Origin of the sequence: Mycobacterium sp. SA01, from assembly GCF_041287105.1 — a bacterium.
Classification (GTDB): domain Bacteria; phylum Actinomycetota; class Actinomycetes; order Mycobacteriales; family Mycobacteriaceae; genus Mycobacterium.
Window position 1 is genome coordinate 407,936 of sequence record NZ_JBGGNO010000020.1, and the last position, 16,003, is coordinate 423,938.

General features: G+C 67.4%; 19 protein-coding genes. 16 read left to right on the top strand and 3 right to left on the bottom strand.

All coding sequences use genetic code 11. The features are described 5' to 3' along the window. Window positions 1–33 precede the first annotated feature (33 nt). From AB4879_RS21135 to AB4879_RS21145, 3 genes are read left to right on the top strand one after another with little or no spacing between them, the layout of a single operon-like run. Window positions 34–483 carry a cupredoxin family copper-binding protein gene (locus AB4879_RS21135; RefSeq protein WP_102805320.1) on the top strand — a complete coding sequence of 150 codons (450 nt, stop codon included), beginning with the start codon at window positions 34–36 and terminating at the stop codon, window positions 481–483. Further along, window positions 480–1,403 carry a metallophosphoesterase gene (locus tag AB4879_RS21140; RefSeq protein ID WP_370509143.1) on the top strand — a complete coding sequence of 308 codons (924 nt, stop codon included), beginning with the start codon at window positions 480–482 and terminating at the stop codon, window positions 1,401–1,403. Before AB4879_RS21135 ends, AB4879_RS21140 begins: the two co-directional genes overlap by 4 nt. After that, window positions 1,400–1,792, top strand: a complete 393-nt coding sequence (locus AB4879_RS21145; RefSeq protein ID WP_370509144.1) for a hypothetical protein — start codon at window positions 1,400–1,402, stop codon at window positions 1,790–1,792. Before AB4879_RS21140 ends, AB4879_RS21145 begins: the two co-directional genes overlap by 4 nt. Here the strand turns inward: AB4879_RS21145 and AB4879_RS21150 are convergent. After that, window positions 1,746–2,126 carry a nitroreductase family deazaflavin-dependent oxidoreductase gene (locus AB4879_RS21150; protein ID WP_102805401.1) on the bottom strand — a complete coding sequence of 127 codons (381 nt, stop codon included), beginning with the start codon at window positions 2,124–2,126 and terminating at the stop codon, window positions 1,746–1,748. The genes AB4879_RS21145 and AB4879_RS21150 overlap by 47 nt on opposite strands. Window positions 2,127–2,360: 234 nt before the next feature. On the opposite strand from AB4879_RS21150, the gene hemL reads away from it, so the two are divergent. The 7 genes from hemL (at window position 2,361) to AB4879_RS21185 (ending at window position 9,562) form a co-directional block, all read left to right on the top strand. Then, window positions 2,361–3,677: a glutamate-1-semialdehyde 2,1-aminomutase gene (gene hemL, locus AB4879_RS21155; protein ID WP_370509145.1), complete on the top strand. Its 1,317-nt coding sequence runs from the start codon at window positions 2,361–2,363 to the stop codon at window positions 3,675–3,677. A gap of 23 nt (window positions 3,678–3,700) precedes the next feature. Beyond that, window positions 3,701–4,282 carry a histidine phosphatase family protein gene (locus AB4879_RS21160; protein ID WP_370509543.1) on the top strand — a complete coding sequence of 194 codons (582 nt, stop codon included), beginning with the start codon at window positions 3,701–3,703 and terminating at the stop codon, window positions 4,280–4,282. After that, complete coding sequence (locus AB4879_RS21165) at window positions 4,279–4,875, top strand: TlpA disulfide reductase family protein (protein WP_102805324.1); 597 nt, start codon at window positions 4,279–4,281, stop codon at window positions 4,873–4,875. The genes AB4879_RS21160 and AB4879_RS21165 overlap by 4 nt, the downstream gene beginning before the upstream one ends. After that, complete coding sequence (locus tag AB4879_RS21170; protein WP_370509146.1) at window positions 4,872–5,642, top strand: cytochrome c biogenesis CcdA family protein; 771 nt, start codon at window positions 4,872–4,874, stop codon at window positions 5,640–5,642. Before AB4879_RS21165 ends, AB4879_RS21170 begins: the two co-directional genes overlap by 4 nt. An 89-nt stretch (window positions 5,643–5,731) precedes the next feature. Beyond that, window positions 5,732–7,306, top strand: a complete 1,575-nt coding sequence (locus tag AB4879_RS21175) for a cytochrome c biogenesis protein ResB (RefSeq protein ID WP_370509544.1) — start codon at window positions 5,732–5,734, stop codon at window positions 7,304–7,306. A gap of 2 nt (window positions 7,307–7,308) precedes the next feature. After that, complete coding sequence (gene ccsB / locus AB4879_RS21180; protein ID WP_102805327.1) at window positions 7,309–8,286, top strand: c-type cytochrome biogenesis protein CcsB; 978 nt, start codon at window positions 7,309–7,311, stop codon at window positions 8,284–8,286. 169 nt (window positions 8,287–8,455) lie between these two features. Then, window positions 8,456–9,562 (top strand): MinD/ParA family protein, encoded by a 1,107-nt coding sequence (locus AB4879_RS21185; RefSeq protein WP_370509545.1) that lies wholly within the window; start codon window positions 8,456–8,458, stop codon window positions 9,560–9,562. An 8-nt stretch (window positions 9,563–9,570) separates the two neighbouring features. Here the strand turns inward: AB4879_RS21185 and AB4879_RS21190 are convergent, their stop codons facing one another. Further along, window positions 9,571–9,732, bottom strand: a complete 162-nt coding sequence (locus AB4879_RS21190) for a hypothetical protein (RefSeq protein WP_199189737.1) — start codon at window positions 9,730–9,732, stop codon at window positions 9,571–9,573. 47 nt (window positions 9,733–9,779) lie between these two features. Here AB4879_RS21190 and AB4879_RS21195 point away from each other — a divergent pair, with 47 nt between their 5' ends. Continuing rightward, a complete protein-coding gene (locus tag AB4879_RS21195) occupies window positions 9,780–10,103 on the top strand; it encodes a DUF4229 domain-containing protein (RefSeq protein WP_102805329.1) in 324 nt (107 codons plus the stop codon). On the opposite strand, the gene AB4879_RS21200 is transcribed toward AB4879_RS21195, so the two are convergent. Then, entirely contained in the window at window positions 10,100–10,969 is an 870-nt protein-coding gene (locus AB4879_RS21200; protein WP_370509147.1) for a 1,4-dihydroxy-2-naphthoate polyprenyltransferase, read from the bottom strand. The genes AB4879_RS21195 and AB4879_RS21200 overlap by 4 nt on opposite strands. 590 nt (window positions 10,970–11,559) lie before the next feature. Here AB4879_RS21200 and AB4879_RS21205 point away from each other — a divergent pair. The 5 genes from AB4879_RS21205 to AB4879_RS21225 all read left to right on the top strand — a co-directional run bounded on the left by AB4879_RS21205 (window position 11,560) and on the right by AB4879_RS21225 (window position 16,002). Further along, window positions 11,560–12,768, top strand: a complete 1,209-nt coding sequence (locus tag AB4879_RS21205) for a hypothetical protein (protein WP_370509148.1) — start codon at window positions 11,560–11,562, stop codon at window positions 12,766–12,768. A gap of 102 nt (window positions 12,769–12,870) precedes the next feature. Then, a complete protein-coding gene (locus tag AB4879_RS21210; protein ID WP_370509149.1) occupies window positions 12,871–13,401 on the top strand; it encodes a MarR family winged helix-turn-helix transcriptional regulator in 531 nt (176 codons plus the stop codon). Between the two features lie 34 nt (window positions 13,402–13,435). Next, window positions 13,436–14,212, top strand: a complete 777-nt coding sequence (locus tag AB4879_RS21215; RefSeq protein WP_102805332.1) for an S-methyl-5'-thioadenosine phosphorylase — start codon at window positions 13,436–13,438, stop codon at window positions 14,210–14,212. Next, on the top strand, window positions 14,209–15,240 hold the full coding sequence (locus AB4879_RS21220) for an NAD-dependent epimerase/dehydratase family protein (protein WP_370509150.1): 1,032 nt from the start codon (window positions 14,209–14,211) through the stop codon (window positions 15,238–15,240). Before AB4879_RS21215 ends, AB4879_RS21220 begins: the two co-directional genes overlap by 4 nt. Before the next feature lie 174 nt (window positions 15,241–15,414). Beyond that, entirely contained in the window at window positions 15,415–16,002 is a 588-nt protein-coding gene (locus AB4879_RS21225) for a peroxiredoxin (RefSeq protein WP_083118388.1), read from the top strand. Window position 16,003: the final 1 nt, after the last annotated feature.

Sequence of the window (16,003 nt, forward strand, 5' to 3'; positions counted from 1 at the left end):
CGCGGACTTGGTTCAGCCGAGGAGGCAGCTTCCATGCATCACACCCGTACCGCGCTGGCATGCCTGGCGGTCGTCGTCGGCGCCGCTGCGTGCTCCACACCGGCGAAGGCCCCACCGCCGACCGTCGATTTCGCGCCAAACGGCGGCACATCGGTTGGCATGCCGGGGATGTCGAACATGCCCGGTATGCCGATGCCACAGGCCACGACAGCCGTGTCCGCCCCGCCCATCGCCGGAACAGCGGTCAACATCACCAATTTCGCGTTCACGCCGGCCACCCTGACCGTCAAGGTCGGCGACACCGTCACTTGGACGAACAAGGACGAGGAGCCGCACACCGTCGTCGCAAACGACGGCTCGTTCCACTCGCCGGGCCTGGATGCCAACGCCACGTACAGCTTCACGTTCACCAAGGCGGGCAGTGTCGACTACATCTGCAGCATCCACCCGTTCATGCACGGCACCGTGGTGGTGAGCGCGTGACCGGCGACCCGCACCAGATGAGCAGGCGCCAGCTGATCCGGCACGGCGCCTGGTTCGGCGCGGCCGTCGGGCTGGCCGTCGTCGGCGGTGAGGTGCTGTCCCACGTGGCGAGCGCCCCGGCCGCAACCGACGCCCGGCCCACGCTGCGGTTCGCTCAGATCAGCGACAGCCACATCGGGTTCACCGGCGCCGCCAATGCCGACGTCACGGGATCCTTCGAGCGGGCCATCCGGCAGGTCAACAGTCTCGGGTACACGCCCGATTTCGTCATCCACACCGGTGACCTCACCCATCTGGCCACCCCCGCCCAGTTCGACCAGGTCAGCCAGATGCTGGGCGCCTTGAACACCCCGCACGTCTGCACCGTGCCGGGCGAGCACGACTCGGTGGACGACGCCGGGCAGAAGTACCGGTCGGTGTTCGGCGCGGGCACCCGAGGTGACGGCTGGTACAGCTTCGACATCGCGGGCGTGCACGTCATCGGGTTGGTCAACACGTTGAACCTGAAGAAACTGGGGCACCTCGGGGCGGACCAGCTGGAGTTCGTCGAGAAGGACGTGGCGTCGCTGTCGTCGGACACCCCCATCATCGTGTTCAGCCACATCCCGCTGTTCGCGATGTACCCGGACTGGGGCTGGGGCACCGACGACGCCACCCAGGCGCTCAGTTACCTGCGCCGGTTCTCGTCGGTGACGTGCCTCAACGGTCATGTCCACCAGCTGTTTTCGAAGACCGAGGGCAACGTCACGTTCTACAGCGCCACCACCACGGCCTACCCGCTGCCGCATCCCGGTGACGGGCCCGCTCCCAAGCCGCTGACGCTGCCCGCCGGTCAGCTGCACGATGCCCTCGGCATCCGCGAGGTCAGCTACACCCGCGGCCAGAACGTGCTCGCCCTGAAAGAGCAGACCCTGCGATGAGCCGTCTGGTGAACCTCGGCATCGCCGCGAGCCTGCTGGTCAGCGCGGCCAGCCACGGCTATCTCTATCTGCACGGATACTCCGCCGCCCCGGTCGTCGGTCGGGGGTTCCTCGCGCTGACGAGCGTGTTCGTCGCGCTGGCCATCCTGATCGCGGTCGGCGGGCCGGCGTGGTTGCGTGCGGTGGCGTTGGTGGCCGCGCTCGGTTCGTTGGGTGCGTTCGCGATGTCGCGCACGGTCGGGTTGCAGGGGTTCGTCGAACATGGCTGGCAGCCGGCACCGCACGCGGTGATCAGCGTGCTGGCCGAGACCGTCACCGTGGGGCTGTGCGCCTGGTCGTTAGTCAGGAGCGGGTCAGCAGTACTGCGGACTCGAACGGCAGCATCCTGACCAGCGGACGCCAACCTGCTGAAATATGATGGACAGCTTCGGTTTTGGGCATCACGCGCGGATTGCTGACGGTGAAGGTTCGTCCGTAGCGGGTGAGCTGCCCGCCGCCGGCTGCGGTGATGTTCTTGAGCCAGTCGCGGTTGGGCCCGTAGGTGAGCAGGATGGCGATGCCGTCGTCGGTGGTGAACACCATCAACGGGGTGCGGTATGGCCGCCCGGAGCGGCGGCCGACGTGGTCGAGGATTCCCATCGTCGGAACGAAGCCGGCCCACAACCGCTGCACCGGATTGGTGACGTACCGGTTGAACCTGGCCAGCCATTGCGGCAGTTGCATCACCCGATCCAACTCCTAACCGGGGCGTACCTCAAGGCCACGTGCTGGCCGGACGACGCACTCCGGCGTGAGAGTGCAGCCACGCACCAGGTCACTCGCACTCGTGCGGCGTGAGTTCAATCTCGGCGGACTTGTGACCGCTTCTGCCTGCCATTTGTCGCTCCGAGGCGGACGAACGAACCCACTCCTACACCCTGTAGTTGAGCATGCTCTCGGTCTGGGACACTGGTGGCCATGAGCAGTACGGATCAGGCCGCCTCCACGGCGGCATCGGCCGGGCTGTTCGCCGACGCCTGCGCAGTCATCCCCGGTGGAGTGAACTCGCCGGTCCGGGCCTTCAACTCCGTCGGCGGCACGCCTCGCTACATCACCTCCGCCAAGGGCTACTGGCTGACCGACGCCGACAGCAACCGCTATATCGACCTGGTGTGCTCGTGGGGCCCGATGATCCTGGGGCACGCGCACCCGGCCGTCGTCGAGGCTGTGCAGCGGGCCGCCGCCGACGGCCTGTCGTTCGGCGCGCCGACCCCCGGGGAGACCGAGCTGGCCGCCGAGATCATCGCCCGGGTGAAACCGGTCGAGCGGGTGCGCCTGGTCAACTCCGGCACCGAGGCCACCATGAGTGCGGTGCGCCTGGCCCGCGGCTTCACCGGCCGCTCCAAGGTCATCAAGTTCTCCGGTTGCTATCACGGCCACGTCGACGCGCTGCTCGCCGACGCCGGTTCGGGTGTCGCGACCCTGGGTCTGCCGTCGTCGCCAGGAGTCACCGGCGCCACGGCCGCCGACACGATCGTGCTGCCCTACAACGATGTCGCCGCCGTGGAGGAGTCCTTCGCCAAGTTCGGTGACACCATCGCCGCGGTCATCACCGAGGCGTGCCCGGGCAACATGGGCGCTGTGCCGCCGCTGCCCGGCTACAACGCCGCGCTGCGGCGCATCACCGCAGAGCACGGCGCGCTGCTGATCATCGACGAGGTGATGACCGGGTTCCGGATGAGTCGAAGTGGTTGGTACGGGCTCGATCCCGTCGATGCCGATCTGTTCACCTTCGGAAAGGTGATGAGCGGTGGGCTGCCCGCCGCGGCATTCGGCGGTCGCAGAGACGTGATGGAACGCCTGGCCCCGCTGGGTCCGGTGTACCAGGCCGGCACCCTGTCCGGGAACCCGGTGGCGGTGGCCGCCGGACTGGCCACCTTGCGCAACGCCGACGACGCGGTTTACGCCGCCCTCGACGCCAACGCCGACCGGCTGGCCGGGCTGCTCTCAAATGCGCTCACCGAAGCCGGTGTGGCCCATCAGGTTCCCCGGGCCGGCAACTTCCTGTCGGTGTTCTTCACCGACTCGCCCGTCACCAACTTCGGGCAAGCCAAGGCCAGCGAGACGTGGCGGTTCCCGGCGTTCTTCCACGCCCTGCTCGACGCCGGGGTGTACGCGCCGCCGAGCGCCTTCGAAACCTGGTTCGTCTCAGCCGCGCTCGACGACGCCGCCTTCGACCGAATCGCCGGGGCATTGCCGGCGGCGGCTCGCGCTGCCGCAGGAGCAAAGCAGTGAGCGGCCGAACCGTCGTACACGTCATGCGCCACGGCGAAGTCCACAACCCGGAGGGCATCCTCTACGGGCGCCTGCCTGATTTCCACCTCTCCGATCGTGGCCGCGCCCAGGCCGAGGCGGTGGCCGGCTGGCTGGCCACCCGCGACATCGTCTACGTGGTGGCGTCACCCCTCGAGCGCGCCCAGGAGACGGCCGCGCCGATAGCCGCGCACCACGGCTTGGCCATCGACACCGATGACGAACTCATCGAGTCGCACAATGTGTTTCAGGGTGAGAAGGTCTCGCCGGGCGACGGGGCGCTGCGCGACCCGCGCAACTGGTGGCATCTTCGCAACCCGCGCACACCCACCTGGGGCGAGCCTTACCGGGAGATCGCCGAGCGGATGCGCCGCGCGGTGGAGCGGGCCAGGGTCAAGGGTGCCGGGCACGAAGCGGTCTGCGTCAGCCATCAGCTGCCGGTCGAGACGCTGCGCCGGTCCATGACCGGTAGTAAGCTGCACCACTTTCCGACCCGGCGGCTGTGCAACCTGGCATCGGTGACGTCGTTCTACTTCGATGGGAATGAGTACGTCGGCTGGGGATACTCGGAGCTCGCCGGGCGGTGAAGCGGCTGTTGGTCCTCCTGGTGGCGGCGACGGTGTTGGTCGGCTGCTCCACCGGTGACGACGCTGTCGCTCAGGGCGGCACATTCGAGTTCGTCGCCCCGGGCGGCAAGACCGACATTTTCTACGACCCGCCGAGCAGTCGCGGCACCCCGGGACCGCTGTCCGGTCCAGAGCTGATGGACACCTCGAAGACCCTGTCGCTGAAGGACTTCGAGGGCAAAGTGGTCGTGATCAACGTGTGGGGTCAATGGTGCGGGCCGTGCCGGTCTGAAATCACCCAGTTGGAGCAGGTTTACGCCCAGACCCGTGACCTGGGAGTGGCGTTCCTCGGGATCGATGTGCGGGACAACGACATCAGCGCGCCGCAGGACTTCGTCGTCGACCGCAAGGTCACGTTCCCGTCGATCTACGACCCTGCGATGCGCACGATGATCGCCTTCGGCGGCAAGTACCCCGCCACGGTGATCCCGTCGACGGTCGTGCTCGACCGGCAACACCGGGTCGCCGCGGTGTTCCTTCGCGAACTGCTGGCCGAGGACCTGCTGCCGGTGGTTCAGCGGCTGGCCGCCGAGCCGAAACCGGGCACGCCATGACCGGTTTCGCGCAGACTGCCGCCGCGGGCCCGCTGCTGCTGGCCCTGGGTGTCTGCGTGCTTGCCGGTTTGGTGTCGTTCGCCTCGCCGTGTGTGGTTCCGCTGGTTCCCGGCTATCTGTCCTACCTCGCGGCGGTCGTCGGTGTGGACGATACGTCCGGCCCGGTGGCCGTGCGGACTCAGCGCCTGCGGGTGGCCGGGTCGGCGCTGCTGTTCGTCGCCGGCTTCACCCTGGTCTTCGTGCTCGGCACGGTGGCGGTGCTGGGGATGACCACCACCCTGATCACCAATCAGCTTGTGCTGCAACGTGTCGGTGGGGTGCTGACCATCGTCATGGGTCTGGCGTTCATCGGCTTCATCCCGGCCCTACAGCGCCAGGCCCGGTTCACCCCGCGCCGGTTCGCCGGTGTGGCGGGGGCACCGCTGCTCGGCGCGGTGTTCGGGCTGGGCTGGACACCGTGCCTGGGTCCGACGCTGACCGGGGTGATCACCGTCGCCTCGGCCACCGACGGCGCCAGCGTCGCCCGCGGTGTCGCCCTGGTGATCGCCTACTGCCTGGGCCTGGGTATCCCGTTCGTGGTGCTGGCGCTGGGATCCAGTTGGGCGGCCAACGGTTTGGGCTGGCTGCGCAGGCATACCCGGACCATTCAGGTCGTCGGCGGTGTGCTGTTGATCGCCGTCGGGCTGGCCCTGGTCACCGGGGCATGGAACGACTTCATCTCCTGGGTGCGCGACGCTTTCGTCTCCGACGTGAGGTTGCCGATTTGACGACCGCCCCGCCGCGAGCAGACACAAAATCGCCCAAAACAGGGGGTTTTGGGGCGATTTTGCGTCTGCTCGGCAGGTCAGTCCGCACTCTGTGGCGGGCGCTGACCTCCATGGGCACCGCGTTGGTGCTGCTGTTTCTGCTCGCCGTCGCGGCTGTGCCCGGCGCGCTGCTGCCGCAGCGCAGCTTGAACGACGCCAAGGTCGAGCAGTACATCGCCGAGCACAACATCATCGGGCCATGGTTGAACCGCCTGCAATTCTTCGAGGTGTTCTCCAGTTTCTGGTTCACCGCGATCTACGCGCTGTTGTTCATCTCGCTGGTGGGCTGCCTGACCCCGCGGATGATCGAACACGTCAAGAGCATGCGTGCCGTGCCGGTTCCGGCCCCGCGCAATCTGTCCCGGCTGCCCAAGTACGCCACTGCCGAGGTGGTCGGGACGCAGGAGGCCGTCGCGGCAGGCATATCCGAGCGGCTCAAGGGCTGGCGTCGGGTCACCCGCCACACCGACGACGGCATCGAAATCTCCGCTGAGAAGGGTTACCTGCGCGAGTTCGGCAACATTGTTTTCCACTTCTCGCTGCTCGGCCTGCTGGTGGCGATCGCCGTCGGCAAGCTGTTCGGTTACGAGGGCAACGTCATCGTCATCGCCAACGGCGGCCCCGGTTTCTGCTCGGCGTCACCGGCGGCATTCGACTCGTTCCGGGCCGGTAACAGCGTCGACGGCACCTCCCTGTACCCGATGTGCGTGCGAGTCAACGACTTCCAAGCCCACTACCTGCCCAACGGCCAGGCGCTGTCGTTCGCGTCGAACATCGACTACCAGGCCGGGGACGATCTGGCCGCCGGCACCTGGCAGCCCTACCGTCTCGAGGTCAACCATCCGCTGCGCATCGGCGGCGACCGGGTGTACCTGCAGGGCCACGGCTACGCGCCGACGTTCACCGTCACCTTCCCGAACGGGCAGAAGCGGACCCAGACCCTGCAATGGCGCCCGGACGATCAGCACACCCTGCTGTCCTCGGGCGTCATCCGCGTCGACCCGCCCGGCGGCATGTACCCCGACCCCACCGAGCGGCGTAAGCATCAGCTGGCGATCATGGGGCTGTTCGCGCCCACCGCCGAACTCGACGGCACCCTGCTGTCGTCGAAGTATCCGGCGGCCAACGACCCGGCGGTGGCCATCGACATCTACCGCGGCGACACCGGGCTGGACACCGGCCGACCGCAGTCACTGTTCACCCTCGACCCGCGCCTCATCGAGCAGAAGCGGCTGACCAAGGTCAAGCGCACCAACCTGCGCCTTGGCGAGGAGGTGCGCCTCGACGACGGCACCGTGGTCCGGTTTGACGGCGCCACCCCGTTCGTCAACCTGCAGGTTTCCCACGATCCCGGGCAGGTGTGGGTGCTGGTGTTCGCGATGTCGATGATGGGCGGTCTGCTGGTGTCGCTGATCGTGCGCCGCCGCCGGGTGTGGGCGAGGATTTCCACCGGCGGGCAGGAGCGAAGCGACTCGGGAGATGGCCCTGGCAGTTCGAGCGGTACGGTGAATGTCGAGCTGGGCGGTCTGGCCCGCACCGACAACTCCGGCTGGGGCAACGAGTTCGAGAAGCTCACCGAACGGATGTTGGCGGACCCGCCGGAGCCGTCGAAAGAGAAGGTCTGAGCATGAATACCGAGCACATCGACATCGGGCTGGCCCGCTACTCCGATTGGGCTTTCACCTCGTCGGTCGTCGTCCTGGTCTTGGCGCTGCTGCTGCTGGCCGTCGAACTCGCCTACAGCCGAGGCCGCAAGGTTGAGGCCCGCGAGCTGGTATCGGCCGGGGCCGTCTCCGCCGACAGCGACCGCCCCGGCGTCGTCGTCGACCGACCCGGGCGCTCCGCCGACGAGCGCATCGGCACCGCCGGCTTGTCGCTGGTATACCTCGGCATCGCCTTGTTGTTCGTCTGCATCGTGCTGCGCGGGCTGGCCACCGCGCGCGTGCCGTGGGGCAACATGTACGAGTTCATCAACCTGACCTGCTTCTGCGGGCTGATCGCGGCGTCGATCGTGCTGCGCAGACCGCAGTACCGCGCGCTGTGGGTTTTCGTACTCGTTCCTGTACTCATCCTCCTGACCGTCTCGGGCCGTTGGCTGTACACCAACGCCGCACCGGTGATGCCCGCGCTGCAGTCGTACTGGCTGCCGATCCACGTGTCGGTCGTCAGCCTCGGCTCGGGTGTCTTCCTGGTCGCCGGGGTGGCCAGCATCCTGTTCCTGCTGAAGATGTCGTCACTGGCCGATCCCGGCCGGGATGGACGGCTGGCGCAGATCGTGCAGCGGCTGCCCGACGCTCAGACTCTCGATCGAATCGCTTACCGCACCACGATTTTCGCGTTCCCGATCTTCGGCTTCGGCGTCATCTTCGGTGCCATCTGGGCCGAGGAGGCGTGGGGCCGGTACTGGGGCTGGGACCCCAAGGAGACGGTGTCGTTCATCGCGTGGGTGGTCTACGCCGCATACCTGCACGCCCGCTCGACGGCGGGATGGCGCGACAAAAAAGCCGCGTGGATCAACGTCATTGGCTTCGTCGCGATGGTCTTCAATCTGTTCTTCATCAACCTGGTGACGGTCGGCCTGCACTCCTACGCCGGAGTGAGCTGACACGAGCGTGCGCTAGGGTTCAAAGGACCCACGAACCACCACTCGACCCGAAACGATATGTCAGGGGGAAGTGCACGTGTCCACTCCTCATGGGTCCCGCCAGGGCCATGAATTAACTGATGCGACAACGGTATTCCGCACCGAACAGCGGTTCACCGATCCGGCGACCATGGCACCCGAATCCGAACCGGACTGGCTGGCGCCCACCCCGCCGATCGGCATCCCGATGGAGTCGCTGACCGCGGCCGCGCCGCTGTTCAACCAGGCCGCCCCGCGGTTGAAACCGTATGAAGCCGAGCATCCGGTGCCGTCCTACCGCCCGACGGTGCCGCCGACGCCGTATCCGGACCTGTCGACGAGCGCGCTGCTGCGCCAGGTGAAGCCGCCGCCGTCCGGTGGCTGGCGACGCTGGCTGTATCTGGCGTCGGGCAAGCTGATCAACGTCGGCGAGGGCCAGCGCGCCGCGCACCACACCAACCTGGTCGCCCAGGTGAACCGTCCGCTGCAGGGCTGCTACAAGATCGCGCTGCTGTCGCTGAAGGGCGGGGTCGGCAAGACGACGATCACCGCCACTCTGGGCGGGACGTTCGCCACGATTCGGGGCGACCGGGTGATCGCGGTCGACGCCAATCCCGACCGCGGGACCCTGAGCCAGAAGGTGCCGCTGGAAACCCCGGCCACCGTGCGTCATCTGCTGCGCGACGCCGAGAAGATCGAGCGCTACAGCGATGTCCGCGGTTACACCTCGCAGGGCCCGAGCCGGCTGGAAGTGCTGGCGTCAGAAAGCGACCCCGCGGTGTCCGAGGCGTTCAGCGCAACGGATTACGACAAGGCGCTGGCGGTGCTCGAGCGGTTCTACAGCCTGGTCCTCACCGACTGCGGCACCGGACTGCTGCACTCGGCGATGTCGTCGGTGCTGTCGCAGGCCGACGCACTGGTCGTGGTGAGTTCAGGTTCGGTGGACGGGGCCCGCAGCGCCTCGGCGACGCTGGACTGGCTGGACGCCCACGGTCATCAGGACCTGGTGCGGCGGTCCGTGTGCGTGATCAATGCCGTCCGGCCGCGGTCGGGCAAGGTCGACATGCAGAAGGTGGTGGACCACTTCTCGCGGAGGTGCCGCGCGGTGTGCGTGGTGCCGTTCGACCCGCATCTGGAAGAGGGCGCCGAGATCGATCTCGAGCGGCTGAAGCCGAAGACTCGTGAGGCGCTGGTTCAGCTGGCCGCTGTGGTGGCCGACGGATTTCCCGCCGTCGAGGCGAACGAACGGTTCGGCTAGCGCGGGCGCTAGCGGGGGTTGTTGTCGCCGTGGCTGAGTCGCCACAGGAAGTCGGGGTCGTCGTCGGGGCCGACGACCCTGGTCTTCGGCCGCTGCGCCTGGGCGCGAACCGCGCGCCAGCCGACGTAGACCGCGGCGGCGATGATCAGAATCAACAGCAGGTACAGCACGAAAACCTCCTTTGTCCGAATATACGCGCGTCGGTAGGCTCGGCGCGGTGTCGGACAATTCGGACAACAAGACCCCGGGCGCGGGCGGTCGCTTAGCGCTCGACGTCCTCGTGTACACCCTTGCGCGGATCGCCTTGGTGGTAGTTCTGACGGCGGCGATCTACTACCTCGGCAAGCTGATCGGGATCACCGAGTTCCCGCTCATCGTGGCGTTGTTGTTCGCGATCGTGCTGGCTCTGCCGCTGGGGATCTGGCTGTTGGCGCCACTGCGCAAGCGGGCCACCGCGAGCATCGCCGCGGTTGATGAGCGTCGTCGCCGGGACCGTGAGCAACTGCAGGCCCGGCTGCGCGGCAAGGAGCCGACCGACTAGCCGAGCGCGAGCGCCAGTGCCACCGCGATCGACCAGACCAGCATCGTCAGGCCGGTATCGCGCAGCACCGGGATGAGCTCGCGACCACCGAGGCCGCGGCGCACCGGGCCGGCCGCACGCAGGGCCAGCGGTGCGGCGATCAGGCCGACCGCGCACCACGGTGTGGCGAGCATCAGGACCAGGGTCAGCACGCCGGCCACGGCCAGCATGGACTGGTAGAGGATTCGGGTGCGGCCATCGCCCAGCCGGACGGCCAAGGTGACCTTGCCCGCCACCCGGTCGGTCGGGATGTCACGCAGGTTGTTGGCCACCAGCACGGCCGACGACAGCGCGCCGGTCGCGACGGCCAGCGCCAGGCCGACCAAGTCGACCCGCAGCGCCTGGGTGTACTGCGTGCCCAGCACGGCGACGAGGCCGAAGAACACGAACACCGCGACTTCGCCGAATCCGGCATAGCCGTAGGGTCGCGAGCCGCCGGTGTACAGCCACGCTCCCGCGATACAGACGACACCCACCGCGATCAGCCAGGGCGCGCTGACGACGGCCAGCGCCAGCCCGGCGACCGCGCCCACACCGAGGCTGACGACGGCAGCGCTCAGCACCGCGCGCGGTGACGCCAGCTTCGAGCCGACCAGTCGCAGCGGTCCGGCCCGTTCATCGTCGGTTCCGCGGATGCCGTCGGAGTAGTCGTTGGCGAAGTTGACCCCGACGATAAGTGCGAGTGAGACGACAAGTGCCAGCAACGCCTTCCACCACACAAAGGCGTCCAGCCAGGCCGCTGCGCCGGTACCCGCGACCACCGGCGCCACCGCGTTGGGCAGAGTTCTGGGTCTGGCCCCTTCGACCCACTGCGCGATGCTCGCCATGCCCGCAATCGTCGCACGCAGGTCAGCCCGGGTGCTCAGGTGTCGTGCGGCCCTGGGTGCCGATATTTGCTCGCCGGCCGGTAAGGGTCTGTTAACTAAGTAGCTGGGCGGCGCCGCTGAAATTAGTTAGCCAGGGGGAGGCAATCTGGGTATCTGTGTTCGCAGGAGGGCCGCGAGTCGATCACTTGGCTTTGCCGCAGTGGGTGGGCGCCGGGGTAGCTGGGGTAGGCGATGTGAATCTACCGCGGACCCGGCTCAGTGCGTCCACGGAATCGGCCCCCAACAAATGAAACCAGACCACACGGCTTGTCGTAGCTGCTCGTGGGGGCTTCTCGGTTGATGGCGATCTAGCAGCCGGCGCTGTTCGGATGCCGATGCGGATAGTTGCCTCCTAAAATATTTCACGCGTCAGATCTGTTCGCTGGAGAAGCGGAGAATGGCCTTTACCAGTGCTTCCGCGGGGGGACCGACATTGCGGTCGGGTGCCTGCAACTGACTGACAAGTAAGTTCTTTCCGGAATGCGGCAGCTCTCAGGTTTCCCTCAGGTAACTTTTGCCCGGTCCGCACTTGTCCCCTGACAGGAGTAACCATGCCCATTGCTGTCCGGCCCTCTGTCGCCACCGGGGTAGCACTGCTCGGAGCCGGCGCTATTGCGCTGGCTCCGATTCAACCGGCCGCTTCCTCGCTCTCGAACATCCACGCCCCGGCCGTCTTCTCGACCGCGAGCATTCAGCTCACAGCTGCCGGTGGATTCGACCCCGTAACCCCGTGGGTCGATGTCCTGACTGCCGCAGCCAGCAACGTGGCAGCGATCGGTCAGGAGTGGCTGGCCAACCCGGCGCCCGCGCTACGCCAGCTCGGCACCAACTGGCTCGGCTACGGCGAGACCGTCGGCACTGCCCTGGGCGGTGTCGCAACCGGCACCTGGACCTACTTCACCCAGACCGTGCCCGAATCGATCAACACGGCCATCCAGCAGATCGCCGACGGCGACCTGTCCGGGGCGGCATCGACGATCAACAACGCGCTGGGCAGCGCCATCTTCTCGATCGGCCTTCCGCTGTTCCCGGTGCTGGACATCCCCGGCAAGATCACCGACAACCTCAGCGCAGTGGTCAAGACGCTGGCCGGGCTCAACACCGCGCTGCCGCTGGTCCTCGGCATCCTCGGCCCGATCGAGGGTGGGATCCAGGCGTTCGGCGACAGCGCGCAGAGTGTGCTCGACGCGGCGGCAGCCGGCGAGTATGTCACCGCTTTCAACAACGCCGTCAACACCCTGCCGACGGTCGTCGGAGCGGTGCTCAACGGCTACCAGGACGGCGTCTATCCCGGGCTGTTCTCCCTGCCGCCGGAGCCTGGCGTTCTCGGTGGGGGCTTGGTCCACGCTCTGCTGGTCGATATCCCGAATGCGATCGCCGTCGCTCTGGGCGCGCCGGCCCCGGTTACTACCGCCGCGGCGAAGAAGGCCGCCCCCAGCGCTGAGGCCGTGGTGGCCGATGCGCCGGCTGCCGTCGAGAACGGATCCGGTGTGGCTCAATCCAAGACAGCAACTGCTGCGGTCAGCCCGGCCGCCGATTCGGCGGCCGAGGGTGCGGAAGCGGCCGCGGGTTCTGATTCGACGGTCAAAGACGGCAACAAGGTCGAGCCGGGCCAGGTCACTGGCTCAGGTGCGGCGGGCGCGCGTGGTGCCGCGGCCGCCGGCTCCTCGAAGCCCGCGGGTGCCGCTGGGGCGAAGAAGGAGTCGGGTGGCAGCAGCGGTGCCAAGGGGCACAGCGCTCGGCATGCCGCAGGTAACTAACCGGCGGCCACTGGTCGTCATGAGGTGAGCGGTGGCCCCCGGTCCAGGTGACCGGGGGCCACCCTCCGTTCCGATCCGTTCCGAAAGGTCAAGCGAGGACGCGTGTCGACACGTCGACCGGGCGACGTAGGCCGTCGATTGGTTCAACAACGCCGCCACAGACTGGGCCTCGACGATGTCGAGGCCCATGCGTGGGTGCAGTTCGAGTCGGTCGCCATCGCACTGCACGGCCTGGTCAATCGAGCCCTGCAGCATCAGCACCAACTGAGCCTCGCCGACGTCCAGTTGATGACCCATCTGAAGAGTCATGGTCCCAGTCCGATGGGTGCTCTGGCCGAGATGCTGATGGTCACCCCGAGTGCGCTGACCCAGCAGATCCAGCGCCTGGAGCGGCGGCGGCTGGTCGACCGGGAGTCGAGTAGCGATGACGGCCGCCGAGTGCTGGCGACGCTCACCCGCCACGGGCTGCGGGTGGCCGCCGCGTCGTTGGAGACCTACGCCGGTGTGGTGCGTGCCCACTTCCTCGATGAGCTGAGCAGGAATCAGATGATCGCGCTCGGCGATGGCTGCCGGCGGATCAGCGCCCGGTTGAAGGAAGCGGATTCGGCCGGGGGATCGTCCGACGGCCAGTGATCGGCGAGATCGGAACTGCCTGCACAATGGTCGAATGCTCGGAGTCATCGGCGGCAGCGGTTTCTACACCTTCTTCGGGGCCGACGCGCGCAGCGTCAACCTGGATACGCCCTACGGGGAGCCGAGTGCGCCGATCACGGTCGGCCGGGTCGGCCAGCACGAGGTCGCCTTTCTGCCCCGGCACGGCCTGAGCCATGAATTCTCGCCCCACAAGGTGCCCTACCGGGCCAACATGTGGGCGCTGCGTGCACTCGGCGTGCGGCGGGTGTTCGGGCCGTGCGCAGTCGGCAGCCTCACTCCCGAGCTCGGACCGGGCGCCGTCGTCGTCCCCGATCAATTGGTCGACCGGACCCGAGGCAGGCTGGACACGTACTTCGACTCCGGCGGCATCCATGTCGGCTTCGCCGATCCGTACTGCCCGACGTTGCGCTCGGCGGTGACGGGGCTGCCCGGTGTGGTCGACGGCGGCACCATGGTGGTGGTGCAGGGGCCACGGTTCTCCACCCGAGCCGAGAGCCAGTGGTTCGCGCGCGAAGGGTTCAGTTTGATCAACATGACCGGATATCCCGAGGCGGTGCTCGCCCGGGAGTTGGAAATGTGTTATGCGGCAATTGCTTTGGTGACCGATCTGGATGCCGGCGTGGATGTCGGGGCGGGTGTTCGCGCGGTCGACGTCTTCGCGGAGTTCGAGAAGAACATGGGGCCGTTCAAGCAGTTGGTGCTGGAAGCCATCGACCAGGTGGCGTCTGACCGCGTGTGCGAGCACTGCCTTGCGCACGAAGGTGTCGAGTTGCCGTTCGACCTGCCATGAGGATCCTGCTGACCGGCGCGGCCGGGTTCATCGGCAGCCGGGTGCGCACGGCGCTGTTGGCCGACGGGCACGAGGTGGTGGCCGCAGACGTCATGCTCGACGCGGCTCATGGTCCCGGGGCCCAACTGCCCGCCGACACACACCGGGTCGACGTGCGCGACGCGGATGCCTTGGCCCCCTTGCTGTCCGGGGTCGACGCCGTGTGCCATCAGGCCGCTGTGGTGGGGGCGGGTGTCAACGCCGCCGACGCGCCGTCCTACGGCAGTCACAACGACTATGGGACCGCAATTCTGCTGGCGCAGATGTTCGCGGCCGGCGTGCAGCGGTTGGTGTTGGCGTCGTCGATGGTGGTCTACGGCCAGGGCGGATACCGCTGCCCCGAACACGGTGCCGTCGAACCATTGCCGCGCACCCGGGCCGACCTCGATGCCGGCGTCTTCGAACATCGTTGCCCCCTCGGGGGTGAGGAACTGCAGTGGCAGCTGGTCGGTGAGGACGCGCCGCTGCGCCCCCGCAGCCTGTACGCCGCCAGCAAGGCGGCTCAGGAGCACTACGCGCTGGCGTGGGCCGAATCGACCGGCGGGTCGGTGGTCGCGCTGCGTTATCACAATGTCTACGGCCCTGGCATGCCGCGTGACACCCCGTACTCGGGAGTGGCCGCGATATTCCGGTCGTCGCTCGAGAAGGGCGAGTCGCCAAGGGTTTTCGAAGACGGCGGCCAGATGCGAGATTTCGTGCACGTTGACGACGTCGCAGCGGCAAACGTCGCGGCCGTGCGTTCGGAAGCCGGTGGATTTCTGGCGGCGAACGTGTGCTCGGGGCGGCCGGTCTCGATCATGACGGTCGCCACCCGGATCTGCGAGGCTCGGGGTGGCCCGGCGCCGGTGGTCACCGGCCAGTTCCGCAGCGGTGACGTCCGCCACATAGTGGCCGATCCCGCCCTGGCTGCCGAGCGGCTGGGATTTCGGGCCGAGGTCGACCCGGACCGGGGACTGCGGGACTTCGCCTTCGCGCCCTTGCGGGCGTGACCCGCGCCACATCTTTAAATGCCTTCGCTCCGTGGGCATTTCATGGATGATGTCCGCGGTCCCCGGAACTGGTGACAATGGTCACCTTCGGCGCGGGGAGCGCTGACTAAACCGCACCGCAATGGCAGAATCTGGATTGGTTCCAATTTAGCTATACAAGGAGTGGTGACGATCATGGCTCTGTTGACAATCGGGGATCAGTTCCCGGCCTATGACCTCAAAGCGGTTGTCGGGGGTGACCTGTCGAAGGTCAACGCCCAGCAGCCCGACGATTACTTCATTCAGGTGACGAGCTCGGACAGCCCGGGCAAGTGGCGCATTATCTTCTTCTGGCCCAAGGACTTCACGTTCGTCTGCCCCACCGAGATCGCCGCGTTCGGCAAGCTCAACGACGAGTTCGAAGACCGCGATGCCCAGGTGATCGGGGTGTCGGTGGACAACGAGTTCGTCCACTTCCAGTGGCGCGCGCAGCACGAGGATCTCAAGAAGCTGCCGTTCCCGATGGTGTCCGACCTCAAGCGCGAGCTCGCCCTGGCCACCGGCGTGCTCAACGCCGACGGCGTGGCCGACCGTGCCACGTTCATCGTCGACCCGAACAACGAGATCCAATTCGTCTCGGTGACCGCGGGATCGGTCGGCCGCAACGTCGACGAGGTGCTGCGGGTGCTCGACGCGTTGCAGTCCGACGAGCTGTGTGCCTGCAACTGGAAGAAGGGCGACCCGACCATCGACGCCGGCGAGTTGCTGGCCGAGGCGGTCTGAG

What these genes read in the sequence shown, in the direction of transcription:
- AB4879_RS21150 (WP_102805401.1), bottom strand. Translation starts at nt 2,126, where the DNA reads ATGCAACTGCCGCAATGGCTGGCCAGGTTCAACCGGTACGTCACCAAT.
- hemL (WP_370509145.1), top strand. Translation starts at nt 2,361, where the DNA reads ATGAGCAGTACGGATCAGGCCGCCTCCACGGCGGCATCGGCCGGGCTG.
- AB4879_RS21160 (WP_370509543.1), top strand. Translation starts at nt 3,701, where the DNA reads ATGCGCCACGGCGAAGTCCACAACCCGGAGGGCATCCTCTACGGGCGC.
- AB4879_RS21185 (WP_370509545.1), top strand. Translation starts at nt 8,456, where the DNA reads ATGGCACCCGAATCCGAACCGGACTGGCTGGCGCCCACCCCGCCGATC.
- AB4879_RS21170 (WP_370509146.1), top strand. Translation starts at nt 4,872, where the DNA reads ATGACCGGTTTCGCGCAGACTGCCGCCGCGGGCCCGCTGCTGCTGGCC.
- AB4879_RS21205 (WP_370509148.1), top strand. Translation starts at nt 11,560, where the DNA reads ATGCCCATTGCTGTCCGGCCCTCTGTCGCCACCGGGGTAGCACTGCTC.
- AB4879_RS21215 (WP_102805332.1), top strand. Translation starts at nt 13,436, where the DNA reads ATGCTCGGAGTCATCGGCGGCAGCGGTTTCTACACCTTCTTCGGGGCC.
- AB4879_RS21220 (WP_370509150.1), top strand. Translation starts at nt 14,209, where the DNA reads ATGAGGATCCTGCTGACCGGCGCGGCCGGGTTCATCGGCAGCCGGGTG.
- AB4879_RS21200 (WP_370509147.1), bottom strand. Translation starts at nt 10,969, where the DNA reads ATGGCGAGCATCGCGCAGTGGGTCGAAGGGGCCAGACCCAGAACTCTG.
- AB4879_RS21135 (WP_102805320.1), top strand. Translation starts at nt 34, where the DNA reads ATGCATCACACCCGTACCGCGCTGGCATGCCTGGCGGTCGTCGTCGGC.
- AB4879_RS21225 (WP_083118388.1), top strand. Translation starts at nt 15,415, where the DNA reads ATGGCTCTGTTGACAATCGGGGATCAGTTCCCGGCCTATGACCTCAAA.
- AB4879_RS21145 (WP_370509144.1), top strand. Translation starts at nt 1,400, where the DNA reads ATGAGCCGTCTGGTGAACCTCGGCATCGCCGCGAGCCTGCTGGTCAGC.
- ccsB (WP_102805327.1), top strand. Translation starts at nt 7,309, where the DNA reads ATGAATACCGAGCACATCGACATCGGGCTGGCCCGCTACTCCGATTGG.